The sequence below is a fragment of the Tepidimicrobium xylanilyticum genome (assembly GCF_900106765.1).
GTDB lineage: Bacteria > Bacillota > Clostridia > Tissierellales > Tepidimicrobiaceae > Tepidimicrobium > Tepidimicrobium xylanilyticum.
Genome location: NZ_FNNG01000001.1, coordinates 16,837 through 36,226, shown reverse-complemented (window position 1 = coordinate 36,226; position 19,390 = coordinate 16,837). Strand labels below are relative to the sequence as shown.

At 33.5% G+C, this 19,390-nt stretch carries 17 protein-coding genes and 1 pseudogene; 10 read left to right on the top strand and 8 right to left on the bottom strand.

Annotated elements, in window-relative coordinates; translation table 11 throughout:
• Positions 1–1,161, top strand: coding sequence for a PucR family transcriptional regulator (locus BLV68_RS00160; RefSeq protein ID WP_093749660.1), 1,161 nt, complete (start codon positions 1–3; stop codon positions 1,159–1,161).
• Between the two features lie 312 nt (positions 1,162–1,473).
• Here BLV68_RS00160 and nagA read toward each other — a convergent pair whose 3' ends face one another.
• Genes nagA through BLV68_RS00140 form a run of 4 tightly spaced genes read right to left on the bottom strand, consistent with a single transcriptional unit; the run spans position 1,474 to position 6,340 of the window.
• Positions 1,474–2,670 (bottom strand): N-acetylglucosamine-6-phosphate deacetylase, encoded by a 1,197-nt coding sequence (nagA, locus tag BLV68_RS00155; protein ID WP_093749658.1) that lies wholly within the window; start codon positions 2,668–2,670, stop codon positions 1,474–1,476.
• A gap of 10 nt (positions 2,671–2,680) precedes the next feature.
• Positions 2,681–4,009 carry a family 4 glycosyl hydrolase gene (locus BLV68_RS00150; RefSeq protein ID WP_093749656.1) on the bottom strand — a complete coding sequence of 443 codons (1,329 nt, stop codon included), beginning with the start codon at positions 4,007–4,009 and terminating at the stop codon, positions 2,681–2,683.
• Positions 3,999–4,769 (bottom strand): MurR/RpiR family transcriptional regulator, encoded by a 771-nt coding sequence (locus BLV68_RS00145; RefSeq protein ID WP_093749653.1) that lies wholly within the window; start codon positions 4,767–4,769, stop codon positions 3,999–4,001. Before BLV68_RS00145 ends, BLV68_RS00150 begins: the two co-directional genes overlap by 11 nt.
• On the bottom strand, positions 4,769–6,340 hold the full coding sequence (locus tag BLV68_RS00140) for a PTS transporter subunit EIIC (protein WP_200773573.1): 1,572 nt from the start codon (positions 6,338–6,340) through the stop codon (positions 4,769–4,771). Before BLV68_RS00140 ends, BLV68_RS00145 begins: the two co-directional genes overlap by 1 nt.
• 544 nt (positions 6,341–6,884) lie before the next feature.
• Here BLV68_RS00140 and BLV68_RS00135 point away from each other — a divergent pair.
• Together BLV68_RS00135 and BLV68_RS00130 are read left to right on the top strand one after the other, a co-directional pair.
• Positions 6,885–8,555, top strand: coding sequence for a formate--tetrahydrofolate ligase (locus BLV68_RS00135; protein ID WP_093749651.1), 1,671 nt, complete (start codon positions 6,885–6,887; stop codon positions 8,553–8,555).
• Between the two features lie 73 nt (positions 8,556–8,628).
• Positions 8,629–8,937: a YerC/YecD family TrpR-related protein gene (locus tag BLV68_RS00130; protein ID WP_093749649.1), complete on the top strand. Its 309-nt coding sequence runs from the start codon at positions 8,629–8,631 to the stop codon at positions 8,935–8,937.
• Between the two features lie 191 nt (positions 8,938–9,128).
• On the opposite strand, the gene BLV68_RS00125 is transcribed toward BLV68_RS00130, so the two are convergent.
• Complete coding sequence (locus tag BLV68_RS00125) at positions 9,129–10,091, bottom strand: zinc-binding dehydrogenase (RefSeq protein ID WP_200773572.1); 963 nt, start codon at positions 10,089–10,091, stop codon at positions 9,129–9,131.
• A 257-nt stretch (positions 10,092–10,348) separates the two neighbouring features.
• Between BLV68_RS00125 and BLV68_RS00120 the strand changes: the two are divergent.
• The 4 genes and pseudogenes from BLV68_RS00120 to BLV68_RS00110 form a co-directional block, all read left to right on the top strand.
• Positions 10,349–10,834: pseudogene (locus tag BLV68_RS00120) on the top strand (response regulator transcription factor); the annotation flags it as partial.
• A 4-nt stretch (positions 10,835–10,838) separates the two neighbouring features.
• On the top strand, positions 10,839–10,958 hold the full coding sequence (locus BLV68_RS15595; protein WP_200773571.1) for a helix-turn-helix domain-containing protein: 120 nt from the start codon (positions 10,839–10,841) through the stop codon (positions 10,956–10,958).
• Complete coding sequence (locus tag BLV68_RS00115) at positions 10,951–12,069, top strand: sensor histidine kinase (protein WP_093749647.1); 1,119 nt, start codon at positions 10,951–10,953, stop codon at positions 12,067–12,069. The genes BLV68_RS15595 and BLV68_RS00115 overlap by 8 nt, the downstream gene beginning before the upstream one ends.
• A 63-nt stretch (positions 12,070–12,132) precedes the next feature.
• Positions 12,133–13,011: an ABC transporter ATP-binding protein gene (locus tag BLV68_RS00110; protein ID WP_093749645.1), complete on the top strand. Its 879-nt coding sequence runs from the start codon at positions 12,133–12,135 to the stop codon at positions 13,009–13,011.
• On the opposite strand, the gene BLV68_RS15590 is transcribed toward BLV68_RS00110, so the two are convergent.
• A complete protein-coding gene (locus BLV68_RS15590; protein ID WP_200773570.1) occupies positions 12,985–13,143 on the bottom strand; it encodes an MscL family protein in 159 nt (52 codons plus the stop codon). The genes BLV68_RS00110 and BLV68_RS15590 overlap by 27 nt on opposite strands.
• A gap of 308 nt (positions 13,144–13,451) precedes the next feature.
• Between BLV68_RS15590 and dpaL the strand changes: the two genes are divergently transcribed.
• Positions 13,452–14,672: a diaminopropionate ammonia-lyase gene (gene dpaL, locus BLV68_RS00100; protein ID WP_093749643.1), complete on the top strand. Its 1,221-nt coding sequence runs from the start codon at positions 13,452–13,454 to the stop codon at positions 14,670–14,672.
• Positions 14,673–14,720: 48 nt separating this feature from the next.
• Here dpaL and BLV68_RS00095 read toward each other — a convergent pair whose 3' ends face one another.
• Together BLV68_RS00095 and BLV68_RS00090 are read right to left on the bottom strand one after the other, a co-directional pair.
• The gene (locus BLV68_RS00095; RefSeq protein ID WP_159428560.1) at positions 14,721–16,721 is read right to left on the bottom strand and encodes a molybdopterin-containing oxidoreductase family protein; all 2,001 of its coding nucleotides are present in this window, start codon (positions 16,719–16,721) and stop codon (positions 14,721–14,723) included.
• Positions 16,722–16,762: 41 nt separating this feature from the next.
• Positions 16,763–17,359, bottom strand: coding sequence for a TetR/AcrR family transcriptional regulator (locus BLV68_RS00090; protein WP_093749639.1), 597 nt, complete (start codon positions 17,357–17,359; stop codon positions 16,763–16,765).
• Between the two features lie 225 nt (positions 17,360–17,584).
• On the opposite strand from BLV68_RS00090, the gene BLV68_RS00085 reads away from it, so the two are divergent.
• Together BLV68_RS00085 and BLV68_RS00080 are read left to right on the top strand one after the other, a co-directional pair.
• Complete coding sequence (locus BLV68_RS00085) at positions 17,585–18,547, top strand: ABC transporter permease (RefSeq protein ID WP_093749637.1); 963 nt, start codon at positions 17,585–17,587, stop codon at positions 18,545–18,547.
• A gap of 12 nt (positions 18,548–18,559) precedes the next feature.
• Positions 18,560–19,390 (top strand): ABC transporter permease, encoded by an 831-nt coding sequence (locus BLV68_RS00080; RefSeq protein ID WP_093749635.1) that lies wholly within the window; start codon positions 18,560–18,562, stop codon positions 19,388–19,390.

Genomic DNA, 19,390 nt, shown 5'->3' with positions numbered 1-19,390 from the left:
ATGTCTATTTCAGTTGCTGATGCGTTAAAACTTCCTTCATTTTATGGTGCACAGATATTGGCAGGAAGTAGGGGATTAGATAGACAGTTACGTAGGATTAGTGTTGTTGAATGTCCTGAATTTCCTCTAGATGCAAGCATAGCAGGTAAAGAAAACCATTTATTTGAGGATGGAGATTTTTTTATTTCTAGTCTGTATGCTATAAAGAACACACCTGAGCTGTTGTTAGATACTGTTAAATTATATAATAAGTTTAATTCTAGCGGATTGTGTATAATAAATAGATATTTTAAGACCATACCTCAAGAGGTGGCAAACTATGCAAACGAAGTAAATTATCCTATTATTATGGTAGAGTGGAGCGTTGCCTATGCAGACATAATAACTGATGTATCTAGAGCTATATTATCTAGCCAAAACAATCATGTGGCTATATCTATAATAAATGATATTCTTAATGAGGATGACCCTGAAAATATTATGTCTTTAGCATATACTCTTAACAATAAATTTTACGATAATATAGTAGTTTTTTGTTTGAAAACAGTCATGTGTGAAGAAAGTAAAATAAGATTTTTGATTGGAAATTTGAACAACATAAAGAATTTATATTGTGTGAGTTATTATGATAATGTTTTAATATGTATTTCATCTCAATCTAAAATAACTGATAAAGACATAGATTTACACATAAATAATATAAAAAACGTAGTAGAAAGAAGTTTAAAAGATTATTATATAGGCATTAGTAACTCTTATGAAAGTTTAAAGAACTTGAAGGATGCAATAGAAGAAGCTTTAACTGCTTGCAAAGTGTCTAAAATAACCAAAAATAAGGTAGAGATATATAGTAAAATTGGGTCGTATCAACTTCTTTTGGATATAAAAAACAAAAATACACTAAAAAAATTCTATAATGAGTTAATAGGTCCACTTATAGAGTATGATGAAAATAAAAACGGTAAATTAGTTGAAACACTGTTTACCTATGTGCAGAATGATGGAGATATAGGGAAAACTGCCTTTGATTTATTTCAACATGAAAATACGATAAGATATAGGATATTAAAAGTAAAACAACTTTTAGGTTTAACAGAAGAAAGTATAAAGTTTTATGAGACTATATCATTGGCTTATAAAATATCTAAGATAATACTGTAAGAGTTATAGGAGATTTGTGTAAAAAGAATTACTCCCCCAATAAATTATATAAAAATTCAACAGACAGTATGATTGGTTAATCATACTGTTTTTTTATGTTGCAATTTCACATATAATAGTTTTAATTTAGAAGAAAACCTTAGGGAAGATGTAATTATCATTATGAAGGTTTGGGGAGCCAGAAAAGGGTAGGGGTAAATAATCTAATTTCTGAAAAATATTCTGAAATAGGAAAACATGCAGCCTATTATGAATGCCTATGTAATATAGGTACTATAAACTTAATAAAGGGTAGTGCTTGGACTACCCTTATTAATTAATATTTTGTTTTAATCCTTTTACGAAAACATCTATTAAGTTCCAATAGTCATCTACCACTATTACATCTGCATCTTTTCCCTCTTCTATGGAACCCTTCTTATCATATAGGTTAATGTACTTAGCTGGGTTTTCTGCTGTCATTTTTACTATATCGCTTATGGATGCTTTAACATTTTTTACTACATTTTTTACCGAATCTAAATAGTTCATTTCTAAATCCTTAACCTGTTCATAATTGTATTTATCCATTAATTCTTCCTTGCCATCTTCGCTAACTACTTTTATATAATCGCCTTGTGGAATGAAGGTTTGTTTACGAACATAATGGTAAAATTCATAGTTTACATGAGCTAATCCTACACAGTCGGTAGTTAGTATTATTTTATTGGGGCCTTTTAACCTATACATGATAGCAAATGCTTCAGGTTTTACTGTAAGTCCTGTTTGTTTTGCAAATTCTGCATACATATCATTGAAGTACATAGCAGCACCTACAACCCCAAGCCTTCTGTGGTGGAAGCCCCTCATGCCGCTGTAGGTATGGGTGAATCCTCCTAATCCTAAATCCTTTAGCCTTGCAATATCCTCGAATTCAGCAGCAGTATGGCCAACAGAAATCTGTATATTGTTTTTATTGGCATATTTAATGAATTCTTCTGAACCAGGTAGTTCTGGTGCCATGGTTATTAGCCTTATATTACCTTTACCAGCTATTTCAATAAAGTTTTCAAGTATTTCGATAGATGGATTTAATACATGCTCCTCTTTTTGCATTCCCTTGTATTCCTTGTTTATAAAGGGGCCTTCAAGATGGATGCCTATAACTTCTGCTCCTAAGGAAGGTTCCCAACTGTCCATAGCCTTTTTAGCTTCTGATAATTGGAATTTTATAAAGTCTAAGGAATCGGTGCCAGTAGTAGCTAAGTAGGATGTAACTCCAGATTTCACCAAATCTCTTGACATATTTCTAAGGGATTTTGAGCTTCCTTCATAGGTAAAGGAACCTGTAGCCCAACCATGAAGGTGGATATCGATAAAGCCTGGAAGTATTATATTCTGGCTATAATCTAGAACTTCTTCATTAGGTTCTACTTCAGGATATATTCCTTTTATAATGCCATCTTCTATCTTTAAATAACCGTCTTGAAATCCCTTAGGAGTATAAATGTTTTCGGAATAGATATACATACGATCACCCCTATCTCAAATACCAGTACTCTTTATTAGCTTCCATTAGATCATCTAATACCATCTTTGCTTTTACAGGATTTATAACGGTTCTATTCAAAGTCAAGGCCTGTAGTGCTTTTTGGTAATTAGACTCAAATAAGGATTCTACGGTTAGTTTTTCATAGGCATATTGGTTTACCAATAATCCTTCGTAGAAAGTATCTACTTTACCAATTGGATACCCTACAGCACCATCTTTAGTAAGTTCTCCTGCACATTCCACCATTGCATCTTCAGGTAGGTTGGTTATAATTCCTTCATTTCTGACTATTACTATGAATACTTTTCTTAAATCATAGGCAATGGACTCTGCAACCTCTACCATCATATTCCCATGGACTTCTCCAACTAAAAATGGTAATCCTTCTAGTGAATTCTGCTCCTTCGCTTTTTTACATATATCTAAAACTTTCTTTTCCCTACCTTCTTTTGCCTCATCTGCTCTAGTAAAACTAGGATTGCTTTCCTTAGCTATTTCATCGGGGAAGAAATAGTACTGCAAATAGGTATTAGGTAAATATTCAGGGAAGAAAGAAAGCATTTTATTCACGTTTTTATAAGTTTCAAGCCATGATGCTTCCCTTTGCTCTGCATTATATGGTTTAAATTCGTGTTTCATTAGATATTCTTTAAGTTTTGGCATTAAATCCTCATTAGTTGGTCTGTGATAAAGCTTTGTAAACCAACCGAAATGGTTTAGGCCAAAGTAACCTGGTTCAATGTCGTGTTGTTCTACATCGAGTATTTTAGAAAAGGATTTTAGCATGGAATATGGTTGGTCGCAGATATTTAATATTCTTTTATCATCTGGGAATACCTTGTCTAAGGCTACTGCTACAATGGCTGCAGGATTGGTATAGTTTAAAATCCAAGCATCCTTAGAATATTCTCTTATCTTTTTCACCATATGAACCATTGGGGCAATTGACCTCATTCCATAGGCAAATCCACCAGGACCACAGGTTTCTTGACCTACTAAACCATATTTTAAAGGAATCTTTTCATCTAGACTTCTCATTTCAAAGTTTCCTACCCTCATTTGTACGAATACATAGTCAACGTCAATATAGGCCTGATCTTCATCATCGGTAAAAATGAGTTCTGCTTCTGGATAATACTTTTCCATCATCAATCGTATATAATCTTTCTGTAATTCCATTCTGTCCTTACTAATATCAAATAAGGTTAATTTTCTCAAAGGAAATCTTTCCTTAAAATTGATCAAACTTCCAATAAGGGCTGGAGTCCTTGTACTACCAGCTCCTACAATGGTTACATTTTGTTTTTTACGATTCATTTTTAGTCTCCTTTCCAGCTGTGTCTAAGTATGAAATTAGTATCTGAATTAAAACGTGTAATCCTACCCTTGAAACCAAATCATTATATTTGGTTTCCGTATTGTCTGCAAAACAGAACATCCTATAATTAGCGATTTTCTGCAATGAGTTATTGGAAAAAGATGTTAAGGCTATAACATCAATACCAAGGGCTCTAGCTTTTTTTGCTACAGTTTTAATCTTTTCTGTCTCTCCTGATAAAGACATTAAAATTAGGCTTTCGCCTTTAGATAGATTTTCGCATATAACATCAATTAAGTTTAAATCGCTTATGAATATGGATTTAATCTTTAGTAGAGCAAGTCTTGAACAGAACAGGTCTGCCAAAGGCATGGAAGCTCCCCGAGCTATAATATATACAGCTCGGGACTTTCTAATAACTTCTACTATAGATTTAATATTTTCCTCATTTTGTAGTGACAAAGTCTTATTAACTTCATCGTATATATTTAGCAAAATATCATTAAATGAGGGCAATTTCTTTAAATTCTCTTGACTTTCAATATGATGCTTTACGTAATAACGGAGTTCGCTATAGCCATCAAATCCTAGTTTTTTTGATAAGTTGATTATGGAAGTTTTAGATACATATATTTTTTTAGCTAGTTCATTGGCTGTTAGATACAGTACATCTTGGGGATTTGATACTATATATTCAATTATTTTCTTTTCTAAATCCGTCAATTTATCGTAATTTTCTGTTAAGCGGGCTAGTATCATTAAACCACCTTGCCTTGTAATGCGCTATCCACAGCATTTTTAACAAATTCTACACTTGGTCCAAATACTATATGGATATGATTTTTTGCAGGGAAAAATATTCCTGATGTACCTGATTCTTTTAATCTCTCTTTGTCTACAATATGCATATCTTTTAGGTCAATTCTAAGTCTAGTTACGCAGTTTTCAACATTGACAATATTTTGTCTGCCTCCAAGGGCTTCTATTACTATTTTTGCTATTTCATCATATCTCTTTTCTTGTAACAATGCATTATACTCTATATCATCTTCTTCACGGCCTGGTGTAGGTATATTAAATTTCTTAATTGCCCAGCTAAATGTGAAGTATGTAATTATAGCTAAAGGAATACCTACTATCAGAATGTTGTACCATTTTGTATTTTCGTACATTAGCCCGAATATAGCAAAATCGAAAATAGTTCCTCTAATATAGCCTACGCCTGTTTTTAAAGCTGCTAAAACTACAGCACCACTTGCAGCTAAGAATACATACCATATATAGAGTAATGGTGCTATGAATAAGAAGGAGAATTCCATTGGTTCTGTAACATTACCTAAAAATGGAGTTAATACCATAGTTAAAATAATTCCCTTGACGAACTTTTTATTTTTATCATAAGCTGTTTTATACATTGCAAGACCTATTGCAGGAATCATAAATAATGTTACTAACATTTGATTTTGTGCCATAAATCTAGTTAAACTTGGCACCATTTCCCAAGCTTCATGGCTTGGTCCCAAATCAAATAGAATTTTATTTAAAGCGGGTAATACTCCTACAAATTCTTCGCCTGCAATCGTATATACTCCACCTGCAGGGGTAAATCTAAGCATCGCACTCCATACATGATGAAGTCCAAAGGGGATTAAAAGTCTTACCATTACAATATTTAGAAATACCCCTATATATCCACTTAATATTAGAGAGGACATGGATATAAGTGCCTTTGTAACATATTGCCAGATGAATGGAACTATAAGCCCAACGATGATTGTAACACCGATAGAAACTATAGGTACAAATTTCTTTCCACTAAAGAAGGCAAAGGCTACAGGTAGTTCTTTATCATGATATCTATCTGTTAATATTGCAGCGATAAGTCCACTTATAATTCCACCTAGCACATCAAGCCTTAAGGTTTGTATACCTAAAACCATTCCTTGTCCTACTTGAGCCATTTCTTCGGCAGAAGCTAAATTACCGGTTGCTATTAACCAAACATTAATTGTTGCATTTAAAATCAAATAAGAAATAATTGATGAAAATACGGCAATTCCTTTTTCCTTTTTCGATACTCCATAAGCAACACCCATAGCAAACAGAATAGGAGTATTGTTGAAAATAACGTTTGCAATATCCCTTAAACTTATTAAGATGGTGTTTAGAGTTGGAGTTCCTAAAAATGGAAGTTTCTCAATCATATAGCTTTGAACTAATGCCCCAGTAAGACCTAAAATCATACCGACTGGTGCCATTACCGCAATTGGCAGTAACAAAGAACGACCAAAGCGTTGAATGGCTTCATTTAATTTCTGTCTTTTTGTCAAATTTAATCACTCCTCGTTTTAATGATTGAATTTGCTTTACTAGCATGCTAGCATATAAATAATCCCACAAAAATTAGGATGATGCAATAGATTGAAAATTATAAAAACTATATAATGGAGATATTAATTTGGTCGTAACTAGTGACTAAAGTCATTTTACATTAATGCCTTGTTAGAAGCAATATTTTCACCACTATTTATAATTAGGACATAATAGGCGAGTATATAAATATGAATAACAATAGCTGAATTTGGTCAATAGTAGGAGGAACTAGCAATAACTAACAAATTATCGATAGTAGTTTGAGAAAACAAATAGGAAGAGTATTGAAGTTGTAAAAAGTATTTCAAAAACAGGCATAAATTTGATATAATACTATGTGGTTGTAATATTATATTAACGCTTTAATGTTTTATAATATAATAGACCAAGCCTTGTTCGAGCTCTATACTGAATATTATAATAACTAATATACATACTATTTATATTTGGATATAATTTTTTGTAAGCTGATGTTAAATTAGAATATAAGGAGGTAATCTTGTGAAAACGGATGTTCAAATTGCTCAAGAAGCAAAAATGCTTCCCATTACAGAGGTAGCAGCAAAATTAGGCTTAGAGGAAGATGATCTAGTACATTACGGGAAATATAAAGCAAAGATCAATCTTAAGGTATTGGAAAGGCTAAAGGATAAAGAGGATGGTAAGTTAATACTTGTAACTGCCATAAACCCAACTCCAGCAGGCGAGGGAAAAACTACTGTGAATATCGGGCTAAGTATGGCTTTAAATAAAATAGGCAAGAAAGCTATAACTGCCTTGAGAGAACCATCCTTAGGACCTAGCTTTGGCGTTAAAGGTGGAGCCGCTGGTGGAGGATATTCCCAAGTTGTACCTATGGAGGATATAAACCTACACTTTACTGGAGATTTCCATGCAATAACTACAGCTCATAACTTAATAGCAGCCCTATTAGATAACCATTTACATCAAGGAAATGAATTAAATATCGATCCAAGAAGAATTCTTTGGAAAAGGGTTCTTGATATGAATGATAGGGCTTTAAGAAATATAGTAGTTGGACTTGGTGGAAAGCCTAATGGAGTTCCAAGAGAAGATGGATTCGATATTACTGTAGCATCAGAAATAATGGCTATTTTCTGCTTATCTAGGGATTTAGAAGATTTCAAGGAAAGAGTAGGAAATATATTAGTAGCATATAAATACGATGGAAGCCCAGTATATGTAAGAGACCTAAAGGCTCAAGGTGCTGTAGCATTATTAATGAAGGATGCGATTCATCCTAACCTAGTTCAAACATTAGAAAACACTCCTGCTTTAATTCACGGAGGACCTTTTGCAAACATTGCCCATGGATGTAATTCCATGTTAGCAACTAAATTAGCTTTAAAACTAGCAGATTATACAGTAACTGAGGCGGGCTTTGGTGCTGACTTAGGAGCAGAGAAATTCTTCGATATTAAAGCAAGATTTGGCGACTTAAAACCAGATGCAGCCGTAATAGTAGCTACTGTAAGAGCATTAAAACATCATGGTGGAGTTAAGAAAGATGAACTAGGCGTTGAAAACCTTGAGGCTTTAGCTAAGGGATTTGAGAACTTGGCGAAACATATTGAAAACGTTAATAAATTTGGAGTTCCTGCTGTAGTAGCTATTAATAAATTCCCAACTGACACTGAAGCTGAATTAGATTATCTAATTAAGAAGACAGGGGAATTAGGTTCTGTAGCAGTACTAACTGAGGTATGGGGTAAAGGAGGCGAAGGTGGAGTTGAATTAGCAAAGAAGGTAGTAGAAGTTATTGAAACTAAACCTTCTAATTTCAAACCACTGTATGATATTAATGAATCCATAAAGGATAAGCTCCATAAGATAGCTACTGAAATTTATGGGGCAGATGGAGTAGAATATACAAAAGCTTGTGAAAAGAGGATTAAAGAAATAGAAAGTTTAGGATTAGATAAAATGCCAATATGTATGGCCAAAACACAGTATTCCCTATCTGATGATCCGACTTTATTAGCAAGACCAAAAGGATTCAAGATAACTGTTAGGGACATAAGAATATCTGCTGGTGCTGGATTCCTAGTAGCATTAACAGGAGAAATTATGACTATGCCAGGATTACCAAAGGTTCCAGCTGCTAACAATATAGATATTCTTGAAAATGGGGAAATTGTAGGATTATTTTAATAAAAAAGTCTGGGGATATTTCTCCAGACTTTTTTAACAGATAGAGGGTATCAATGTATTGGGAGGTGAAAATGTGTCACAAAATGAATTTAAAACCAAAAGCCCTCAGGTAGATAAGTTATTTGAAGCCATATTGAAACTTGAGACAATTGAAGAATGTTACCGATTCTTTGAAGATATATGTACAGTTAAGGAAATCCAGTCTATTGCTCAAAGACTAGAGGTAGCGAAACTATTAACCCTTAAAAATACTTATAATGAAATAGAGAAGAAGACGGGGGCTAGTACTGCAACCATCAGTAGAATAAATAGGTCAATGAATTATGGTATAGGTGGGTATAAGATCGTATTCGATAGATTAGATTTTAAAGATGAAGAATAGATGTAAAAGGGATGGGGATTTTTGCATCATGATAAATTAACATCAAATTGATAAGAATCCAGCTTATTGCTTAGACTTAGTAATGGGCTGGATTTTTTGACGCAAAAGGGATGAATGTTTTTGCATAATCACAAATAAAAAATATAAGGACTGAGCCCTTTAGAACTAGAACTCAATCCTTAATGGTTCTTCTAATCAAATGTCATAACTAGTCGACTTGTAACCTTACCTTCTTTTAAGCGTTCAAGCCCTTTTGGTACTTGTTCAAAGGATATTTCTTCTGTATCGATTCTTACCTTTCCTTCTTTCATCAATTTTAAGATTTCTTTTATATCTTCTGGTGTTCCTCCTACAGAGCCTACAATACTAGCTTCCTTCAAAATTAAGCTACTCGTATTTATAGTAGTTTCTAAACTTGCCATACCTACCACTACTACTTTGCCTCCTGGAGCAATGGCTTCTAATGCTTCGGCTGTTGTTTTGTTTGCACCAGCAAAATCCACAATGACTTCAAGACCCTCGTCTTTAAATTCCAATATGTTTTCTGCAGCCTTATAGGCACCTGCCTTTAAAGCCTTATCCCGTGCTGATTCCTTTCTGGATGCTACATATACTTGAGCTCCTTTTTGCACTGCAAATTGATTTCCAAGGGTTCCGAGTCCGCCTATACCGATTATTCCAACTTTAGTTCCTTCTTTTACGCCCCCTTGGCCTACTACTGCATGATATGAAGTCATTCCTGCATCTGTTGCGGCAGCTGCTTGGATAAAATCGACTTCATCGGGTATAGGTATTAACATTTCCGCTGGTGCAGTAGTATGGGTTGCATAACCTCCATCACGACCGTAACCTGGGCCTGTACCACCTGGTTCCATTGGACACACTGCTACCCTGTCACCAACTTTAAAGCCTTCAACTCCCTCACCAACCTCTGTTATGACTCCAGAAATTTCGTGCCCCATGATAACGGGAAATACTTTAATGATGTCCATCCAGCCTGGATCTTCTAAAGCACCAACATCACTATGGCATAGTCCACAAGCTTTAACTTCAATTACCACATAACCTGGTTTTGCTTTTGGAATATCCTTCTCAACAAGTACCAAGGGTTCATGAGTTTTTGTGAATTGCCAACCTTTCATTTTTCCACTCATTAAATCCCCTCCTTTTCTTTATTGTTAATTGTATAACAAATAAAAAACTAATTCTATTGATGAAATTGTGAGATTGTCAATTAACTAATTATCATATATGACACCAAAAGATGTGAGAGAGACAGAAGTTTTTCATTTTAATTTCAAAAATTGATAAATTCTTGAAATTTTTAAGATATAATATTAATGTTGATATACATGAATAAGAAAATTTTAATTGTTGATGATGAAGTGGACATGGTCAATATGTTAAAAATTTCTTCAAGTTAAAAGGTTTTGAAACGGTTGAAGCATATAATGGAGAAGAAGCTTTAGAAAGGCTAGAAAATAAGCCAGATATTATCCTTCTAGACATCAATATGCCTGAAGTTGATGGGTTTGAGGTTTGCAAGAAAATACGGCAAAGGACTAATTCTCCCATATTATTTTTGACTGCAAGAGGAGCTGAATCAGATAAAATCAAGGGATTGATGATAGGCGGAGATGATTATATTGTAAAACCCTTCTCGCTAGGAGAATTACATGCTAGAGTTTATTCTCACCTGCAAAGGGAAGAACGGCAAAAAAATAGTGCCAAAGATTCTTTAGGATTCAGTATCAATTACAGCTTACGAACTGTTCACTACAATGGGGTTGAAATTGTTTTTACCAAGACAGAATTTGATATTATTGAACTCTTATCTACTCATCCCAACATGATATTTGACCGTGAGAAAATATATTCATCCTTATGGGGGTTATGATGCCATGGGAGATAATTCTGTAGTGGCAGAACATGTTCGTAAAATCCGCTATAAAATATCGAAAGTAACGGATAGGGAATTTATACAAACGGTTTGGGGAGTAGGGTATAGATGGATTGGTTGAAAAGTTTGACTTTAAAATTGAGTTTAAAAAGGAGTTTTGTTATTTATCTTATTATATTTTTAACTGCTGGCATTTTTTAGCAAAATTCAATTCTACATTGATAGAAATATATCAAATGAATGTTTTGAAAGAAAAACTTCAACAGGTAGCAAAGGATGGAGAAGAATTTTATATTCTAATTGGTCAGAAATCAAATTCTTTAGGTAGGTTTTTTAGGGAAATTTTGCTGTTATATAAGGATTTTTCAGTTTTTCTTCACAGTATATTGTTTTCTTTACTGGGATTCTTTACATACTATAAGGACAAATTAGAAGAGCCCATAGGCTGTATATGTAAAATTGATGAAGGCAATTTAAACAATATTCCCGATGGAGATAATGAGCTTGTTTATGCTTGTAAAAAGGTTAATGATGAAATGATATATTTACACGAAGAAAAAATAAAAGTATGGAACCAATACGATGCTTTCAATCATATGGTATCATCCATGAGTCATGATATGAAAAATCCATTAGCTGTTATAAAGGGGAATATTGAAATTTTAGAAATGATGAATGAAGGGGAAGATTATAGTAGAATAAGGTCAGAAATTATACAGTCTACAAAAAGTAATATAAACAGGATAGAAAAGTACCTGGACCGTATCAAATATATACAATCAATGGAGCAACTGAAGATAAAAAGGGAGTATATCTCCATTTTAGAATTCATAAAAGCATTGAAACATAACTCAGAAGTACTAAATACTGACAAACGTATTCATTGGATAATTCCAAAAGAGGATGTAATTATTAACATTGACAGCCATCATATAGAAGAGGCCTTCGAAAATGTATTAAACAATGCCATAGCTTATGCAAACTCTAATATCTATATAAGCGTAGAGATAAAGGATGGAAGGTTGGTTATTTCCATACAGGATGATGGAAAGGGATTCTCGCGGGATGCTCTAAAAAATGCAACAAGTAAATTTTACTCAGAAAGACTGCGGTCTGGCAATATGGGACTAGGGCTTAATATAACAAAGTATATACTTGAAAAACACTCTGGAGATTTAATTATTACAAACTATAATGGTGGAGCATTAGTAAAAATGATCATTAATCTATAAATATTGAAAAAGTATTGAAAATTATCTGCTACACTCTTCTTAAGATAAGGAGGGTGTATTTTTATGGATGAAAGAATTGAAATAAAAAATTTAAATGTTGGCTATGGAAGGAAGCAGGTATTATTTAATGTATCTTTGTCAATAAAAAAAGGCATGTTTGGACTACTGGGGAGGAATGGTGCTGGTAAGTCCACTTTAATGAAGGCTTTGGTGGGTCTAATTCCTATTCAATCTGGTAAATTAAATGTTTGTGGATTATCTAATAATGACAAAAAACAAATACGTTCAATAATAGGATATCTTCCACAAGAGTTTAATATTTACCTCAATATGAAGGTGGACGAAGCTTTGGAATATCTCGGGACTTTATCAGAAATTGATGCTAAAACATTAAAAAGTAGAACAGAAGAAGTTTTAGAGCTTGTGAATTTAGAAAAGGATAGAAAACTAAAAATAAAGGCTTTATCCGGAGGGATGAAAAGAAGATTAGGTATTGTTCAAGCAATACTACATAATCCAAAGGTGTTAATAGTAGATGAACCTACAGCAGGGCTTGACCCTGAAGAAAGGATTCGCTTTAGAAATTTGTTAGCTAATTTAGCTGAAGATAAGATCGTTATTCTATCAACCCATATAGTTGGAGATATAGAAAGCACCTGCAATAATTTAGCTGTTTTAAACGGCGGGAGAATTATATTTAATGGGCCTACTGATGAAATCACAGAATCAGCTAAGGGATATACCTATAAGGTGAAAGTACCAAAAACACGAATTCATGATTTTAAAAATCGCTATGTAATTACATCACAGCAGGATTTTGGGGAATATGTTGAAACCAGAATACTTTATAAAGGCAAACCAGAAAATGAGTTTAAGAGGGTAGACCCTACTATTGAAGATGGATATTTGAACCTACTATATGATATTGGAGGGACTAAATAGTGAAATTAGTAATATTTGAAATGAAACGTTGTTTGAAAAATCCCATCTTTTAAAGGCTCCACCTATAATAATACCTACTGCCATTTCAATCATATTTCCCTTTAATGCGAAATTCTTAAATTCCTTTAACATTGTTTCCCTCCATTCTAACCATCTGGATTGTTCAAAAACTAGCTATAGTATTGTCTGGGTTTTTTAAGGTACTTTAATTCTATAGCTGCTAAATTTTTGTTCCAAGTTTCATATTCATCTGCTTTTTTATAAGAACTTTAATAATTATATACCCATGTATATTGAGAGTAATTATTTCAAACGATCAAATATTTAAATATAATATAATATAGAAGATTATTACATGAAAACAAGATATAATATAAGTAAACTATGGGCAAATAACCATTTCCATTGTATGTACGTTTCATTTGAGAAGGAGGGAAAATATGACTATAAATGATAAGCTAGTAAAAGCACATATAGTTGATTCAAAAATCGATAAACCAAAAGCAAATATAGGTTTTATTTCACATGAAATAGTAAAAAAAGTAAATGATTTTCATAAAGGGTTTAGTGAGTATTCAGTGACACCATTACATAAATTAGATGCTTTAGCAAAACATTTTGGACTAAAAAATATATTCGTAAAAGATGAGTCCTATAGATTTGGATTAAATGCCTTTAAAGTCTTAGGAAGCACTTATGCAATTGGTAAATATTTGGCTAGTAGATTAGGCATGGATATTTCAGAGGTATCCTTTGAGTATTTAAGTTCTGAGGAAGTAAAAGATAAGATAGGTGAAATTACCTTTGTTACTGCCACAGATGGCAATCATGGTAGGGGAGTTGCATGGGCCGCCAATCGATTGGGACAAAAATCGGTTGTCTATATGCCGAGGGGTTCATCATTAACTAGATTGAATAATATAAAAAAAGAGGGAGCAGATGCATCTATTATAGATGGGAATTATGAAGATGCTGTAAAGCTTTCAGAAGAGATGGCTGAGAAAAATGGCTGGGTAGTAATTCAAGATACTGCTTGGGAAGGGTATGAAGAGATACCGACTTGGATTATGCAAGGCTATGGAACCATAATATACGAAGCATTGGAGCAGTTAACTGAATACGGGATAGATAAACCAACTCATGTATTTTTACAGGCTGGAGTAGGATCTTTTCCTGGTGCAATACTCGGATACTTGATTAACAGATTTGGAGAAGATAGGCCTATAACGATTATCATGGAGGCTGACGCTGCAAACTGCCATTATCTATCTTCCTTAAGTGGTAAAAGGGAAATAGTAGAAGGAGATATGCCTACCATTATGGCAGGATTGGCTTGTGGTGCCCCAAATATTATAAGTTATGATATATTAATGGATTATGCAGATTGCTTTTTATCATTCCCAGACTATGTAACAGCGAGGGGTATGAGAATATTGGCTTCACCGTTGAAAGGAGACCCGCGAATCATATCAGGTGAATCAGGTGGTGGAGTTGGCATTGGTGTGGTAAGCCTATTGATGGAAAGGGATGAATATAAGGAAATAAGGAAAAAGCTAAAATTAGATGAAGAATCCGTTGTACTTGTAATAAGCACAGAAGGGGATACAGATCCAGATAGGTATAAGGATATAGTTTGGGATGGTGAGTTTAGTTCTAAATAGTGGTTTTGCTATAGACGAGCACAGATAAGAGGCCTATAAAGACTTCTCTTAATGGGAAACCTTTATAGGCCTTATATTACATAGGCATTCATAATAAGCTGCATGTTTTCCTATTTCAGAATATTTTTCAGGAATTAGATTATTTACTCCTCCTCTTTTTTGAACCCACCAACCTTCATATATGATAACTACATCTTCTCTAAGGTTTTCTTTTAGCCCTATTTTACACTGAAGGCTTCCAACTTCTGTGTAAACTTCTGCTAAATCTCCATCTGATAGATTTAAGTTTAAGCCTATTTCTTTATTTATATAAGCTGTAGGTATCTCGTCATCAACCATTACAAAATGCTGTGAATGGAGAGAATCTTTAGAGTGAGGTGTTAAAAGATAGAAGGGGTATTTGTTATCGGGTTTGATGCTAATAGGTTTATATACTGGTAAAGGTTCAAAACCTTCCTCTTTTGCAATGCTTGAATAGAACTCATATTTTCCACTAGGGGTTTTGAATACACGATCTTCCCAAGGAATTTTTTCGCCACCTGGAACTAATATGGGACCATTTTTTAAATCCTCTATTGAAATGCCAGTTTTCTTAGTTAAGGGCATTAGTACCCTTTCAAGCCACCAAAAATGATCTCTTATAGGGAAGTCTTTAAGACCTAGCCTTTTGACCAGTTCATTGTAAATCCAAAGCTCTGATGGTATCCATGGTTCGGGTTCAACTACTTGATTGCATAGATTTAGGTAACTATGGCTTGCAGGAGGACAGACTAAATCCACATCTTCTAAAAAATGTCTGCATGGCAGTATGATATCTGAAAGATTGGCTGTATCTGTTTTAAACATATCTATAGTAACTTTAAAATCTACTTTTTCAAAAGCCTTTATCATTTTCTGAGTATCCATACATTGGGTTATGGGATTTGCTCTGCTTATGAAAAGCATTTTTATTTCAGGATTTTTTTCAGTTAGTATGAAATCTGCTATTTCTGGTCTTGGAACTTTTCTACTATATTTCCTTAAGTATTGTCCTTGAAGATAATCGAAATCAATGTATTCATCCATTCTATTATTGTTGTAATTTACTCCTCCGCCTTTAATTCCAATATTTCCAGTTATAGCACCTAAGGCATCGATAGCCCTTATGGTATAACCACCATTTGTATATCTTTGAACTCCAAAACCCAATATTATTGAAGAAGGTTTATTAGTTCCATATTTTCTCGCTACAAACAGTATGTCCTCTCTTTTTATACCAGTAATTTCTGATCCTCTTTCAAGGGTAAAATCAGCAACATATTTTTTAAATTCATCAAATCCTAAAGTGTGTTTGTTTATGAAGCTATTATCCACTAACCCTTCCTCAATTAATAGATTGGCAATTGTTAAAGCCAAAGTTCCATCTGTTCCAGGATTAGGTGATATATAGAAATCAGCAAGTTTTTTTGTTTCTGTTTCTATAGGGTCAATTAATATTATATATGCTCCTTTCTTTCTGGCTTCTTTTAAAAAGAGAACTAGATGTATTCCTGTATTTATAGGATTTCTACCCCAGATGATTATGGTATTAGAATTAGTAACATCAGAAATATCATGACTTAATGCTTTCCCAAAGTCATATCTCTGGGCTTCATTTCCTGCACCTGCACATAAGCTACCAACAGGCACAGTTACTCCTCCATAAGCATTAAAAAATCTGCTATCTATATTCTTTAAAAGTCCAATATTTCCAGCGTGATACCAGTGAAGCAAAGCTGTAGTAGGATATTTGCTTCTAAGCTCATCTAGTTTGTATGATATAATGTCTAAAGCTTTATCCCAACTAATTTCTTTCCAACTATTGCCTTCTTTTATCATAGGTTTTCTTATCCTATCAGGATGTTCTAACATCTTAATATGCATCATTCCCTTTTTACAAAGGAAGTTTCTAGTAGCATGATTTCTTTCATCACCACTTATGGATATTATTTTGTTGTTTTTGACTTTAGCTATTATGGAACAGGAATCCCAGCAGTCCAAAGTACAGGATGTGCTTATATATTTAGCCATAAACATTTCTCCTTTATGCATTATTGTTTAGTTTGGGATTTTCATCTTTTTTTCAAAATACCGTTAATGAACCAATCTGTATAGTACTTCCTCTTGATTCTAATTCTTTCTTCTTCATCGGTTATGTTTTTTTCATCGAAATACATTAAAATATTGAACATAGTGGTTACATATAGATGGAATATTAGCTCTAAATCCAAATCTTCAACTAATTTGCCTTGCTTTTCTAATTCTACAAGTTCATCCCATACAATGCTATTCATTTCCTTGCTATATTCTCCAAAATAAAATTTCATTTTAACCTCTACAGGAGCATCATACCATGTTCGGTTGAGTGCAATTTCCTTAGGGCTACATACTTCTTCAATGGGAATAATCTCTGGATCTGTTAAGTATTGTTCTGTTCTTTCTTTATGTCTAGCATATATTTTCTTTTCTATTTCGGTCATGATGTACAAATATAAATCATCTTTATCATAAAAATATTGATAGAAACTACCTATTGAAATTCCTGCTTTGTTTGTAATATTTCGAATACTGACATCTTTGTAATCGTTTTCAATAAAGAGGTCATAAGCCGCATCTATTATTTTATTTCGTTTTTCTACAGATAGGTTGAAAAAGGTTTTTTTAGGCATGTTTTCCTCCTCAATGTAGTTTTTACCAAATTAATTATAACAAAAGAAATGTAAAAGTAAAAGGGTAAAGAATTTCTTTATACAGAATATATAGATTAAATAAAACTTTCAAAAAATATGTTGACATGTGTCAAGTAATGTATTATTATATAAGATAATTTACCAACATGAACGCGTTCATATAACGTATCATTTTCCACTTATATAAAATTGGGAGGAGTCTAAATGAAAAAGTATTTAGGGAAGAGATTGTTAACTGGACTATTAACTATTATTGTTGCATTTGTGATTAACTTTATAATAATCAATTTGGCACCGGGCGATCCAATAAAAACTTTAATGGGTAAGGAAAGCGATGATCCCGTTTTAAGAGCCGCTTTAGAGGAAAAGTATGGACTTAACAAACCACTTCATATGCAATTTTTTAGCTATCTCAAAACTGCTATGACAGGAGATTTAGGAACATCAATTATATATAATAGGCCTGTAACAGATATGATAGTTGAAAAACTTCCTGCTACAATCTTACTAGTGCTGACTTCTGCCATACTGTCCTTAGTTATCGGTACTGCTATGGGAATTATGGCTGGGAGAATGGAGGGGACATTTATAGATGTTTTGTTCTCCGGCTTTTCATACATATTAAATGCCATGCCAAGTTTTTGGCTGGGATTAATGCTCATTATCATATTTTCATCCATGCTAAATATACTTCCAACCTATGGAATGACTGACCCAAGGGCTTCATATACAGGCATAGCTTATGTATTGGATGTTATAAAGCATATGATACTCCCTGTTACCACTTTGGTTTTAATTGAAATTCCAATTTATTATAGAATTGCAAAATCATCAATACTGCAAGTTACAAATGAGGATTTTATACTTACACTTAGGGCAACTGGAATGGATGAGAAGAAGATCTTTAGGAAGTACATATTTAGAAATGCGATCTTACCTACTGTAACTATCTTTGGTATATCCTTAGCTTATTTGATAACAGGTGTATCCCTTATAGAAACGGTATTTGCATGGCCAGGAACTGGAAGGTTAGTATTGACTGCAATTACTCAGAGGGATTACCCAACCCTAATGGGGATGTACCTCATAATGTCTATTTCAATTGCCTTGATGATGATTGTGGTAGATATAGTATATGCAATACTAGACCCAAGGATTAGATACTAGGGAGGATGAAATATGATAAAGACAATAGTAAATGATAAACAGCTTTTATTTGGAATTATTGGTCTTGTTTTTTTACTTGCAGTTGCGGCCTTTGCACCAGTTATTGCTCCTGAAAACCCCTATTATTTTGGACCCGATGTTTTAAATAAACCAGGTATGAATGGACATATACTTGGCACTAATAAATTGGGGCAAGATATATTCAGCATGATAATTTATGGAACTAGAACATCTCTGCAGGTTGCCATAATATCAGCTTTTATATCCGGCTTATTGGGAATATTAATTGGCGGGGTTGCAGGTTTCTTTGGTGGAAATGTGGACAGGGTTATTTCTGAACTAATAAATGTATTTATGATGCTTCCTACATTCTTTTTAATATTGTTGATAATTGCCCTATTTGGGAACAGCATATATAACGTGATGATTGTAATTGGAATTACTACTTGGCCTGGCAATGCTAAATTGATGAGAGCTCAGGCCTTATCCTTAAGAGAAAGAACCTTTGTAAAAGCAGCTTCTGCTATGGGTGAATCAAAGTTGCAGATTTTATTTAAATACATAATTCCAAATGGAGTGTTTCCAGTTATTGCAAATACTACGGTGGGAATGTCAAATGCAATACTCACTGAAGCTGGGTTAAGCTTTTTAGGCCTTGGAGATCCCAATATAGTGAGCTGGGGTCAGATGATATATGATGGAAAATCATTTCTTACTTCCGCTTGGTGGATAGCAACTTTTGCAGGGATTGCCATTGTAATTACAGTAACCATATTCTATCTACTAGGAGATGGATTGAACCATGTGATGAACCCTAAACATTCTAAAGGTAAAGAGGTGTAA

What these genes read in the sequence shown, in the direction of transcription:
- nagA (WP_093749658.1), bottom strand. Translation starts at nt 2,670, where the DNA reads ATGTATATCTATTCCGAAAACATTTATACTCCTAAGGGATTTCAAGAC.
- BLV68_RS00085 (WP_093749637.1), top strand. Translation starts at nt 17,585, where the DNA reads ATGAAAAAGTATTTAGGGAAGAGATTGTTAACTGGACTATTAACTATT.
- dpaL (WP_093749643.1), top strand. Translation starts at nt 13,452, where the DNA reads ATGACTATAAATGATAAGCTAGTAAAAGCACATATAGTTGATTCAAAA.
- BLV68_RS15590 (WP_200773570.1), bottom strand. Translation starts at nt 13,143, where the DNA reads ATGTTAAAGGAATTTAAGAATTTCGCATTAAAGGGAAATATGATTGAA.
- BLV68_RS00110 (WP_093749645.1), top strand. Translation starts at nt 12,133, where the DNA reads ATGGATGAAAGAATTGAAATAAAAAATTTAAATGTTGGCTATGGAAGG.
- BLV68_RS00080 (WP_093749635.1), top strand. Translation starts at nt 18,560, where the DNA reads ATGATAAAGACAATAGTAAATGATAAACAGCTTTTATTTGGAATTATT.
- BLV68_RS00145 (WP_093749653.1), bottom strand. Translation starts at nt 4,769, where the DNA reads ATGATACTAGCCCGCTTAACAGAAAATTACGATAAATTGACGGATTTA.
- BLV68_RS00125 (WP_200773572.1), bottom strand. Translation starts at nt 10,091, where the DNA reads ATGAGTGGAAAAATGAAAGGTTGGCAATTCACAAAAACTCATGAACCC.
- BLV68_RS00090 (WP_093749639.1), bottom strand. Translation starts at nt 17,359, where the DNA reads ATGCCTAAAAAAACCTTTTTCAACCTATCTGTAGAAAAACGAAATAAA.
- BLV68_RS00095 (WP_159428560.1), bottom strand. Translation starts at nt 16,721, where the DNA reads ATGGCTAAATATATAAGCACATCCTGTACTTTGGACTGCTGGGATTCC.
- BLV68_RS15595 (WP_200773571.1), top strand. Translation starts at nt 10,839, where the DNA reads ATGGGAGATAATTCTGTAGTGGCAGAACATGTTCGTAAAATCCGCTAT.
- BLV68_RS00160 (WP_093749660.1), top strand. Translation starts at nt 1, where the DNA reads ATGTCTATTTCAGTTGCTGATGCGTTAAAACTTCCTTCATTTTATGGT.
- BLV68_RS00150 (WP_093749656.1), bottom strand. Translation starts at nt 4,009, where the DNA reads ATGAATCGTAAAAAACAAAATGTAACCATTGTAGGAGCTGGTAGTACA.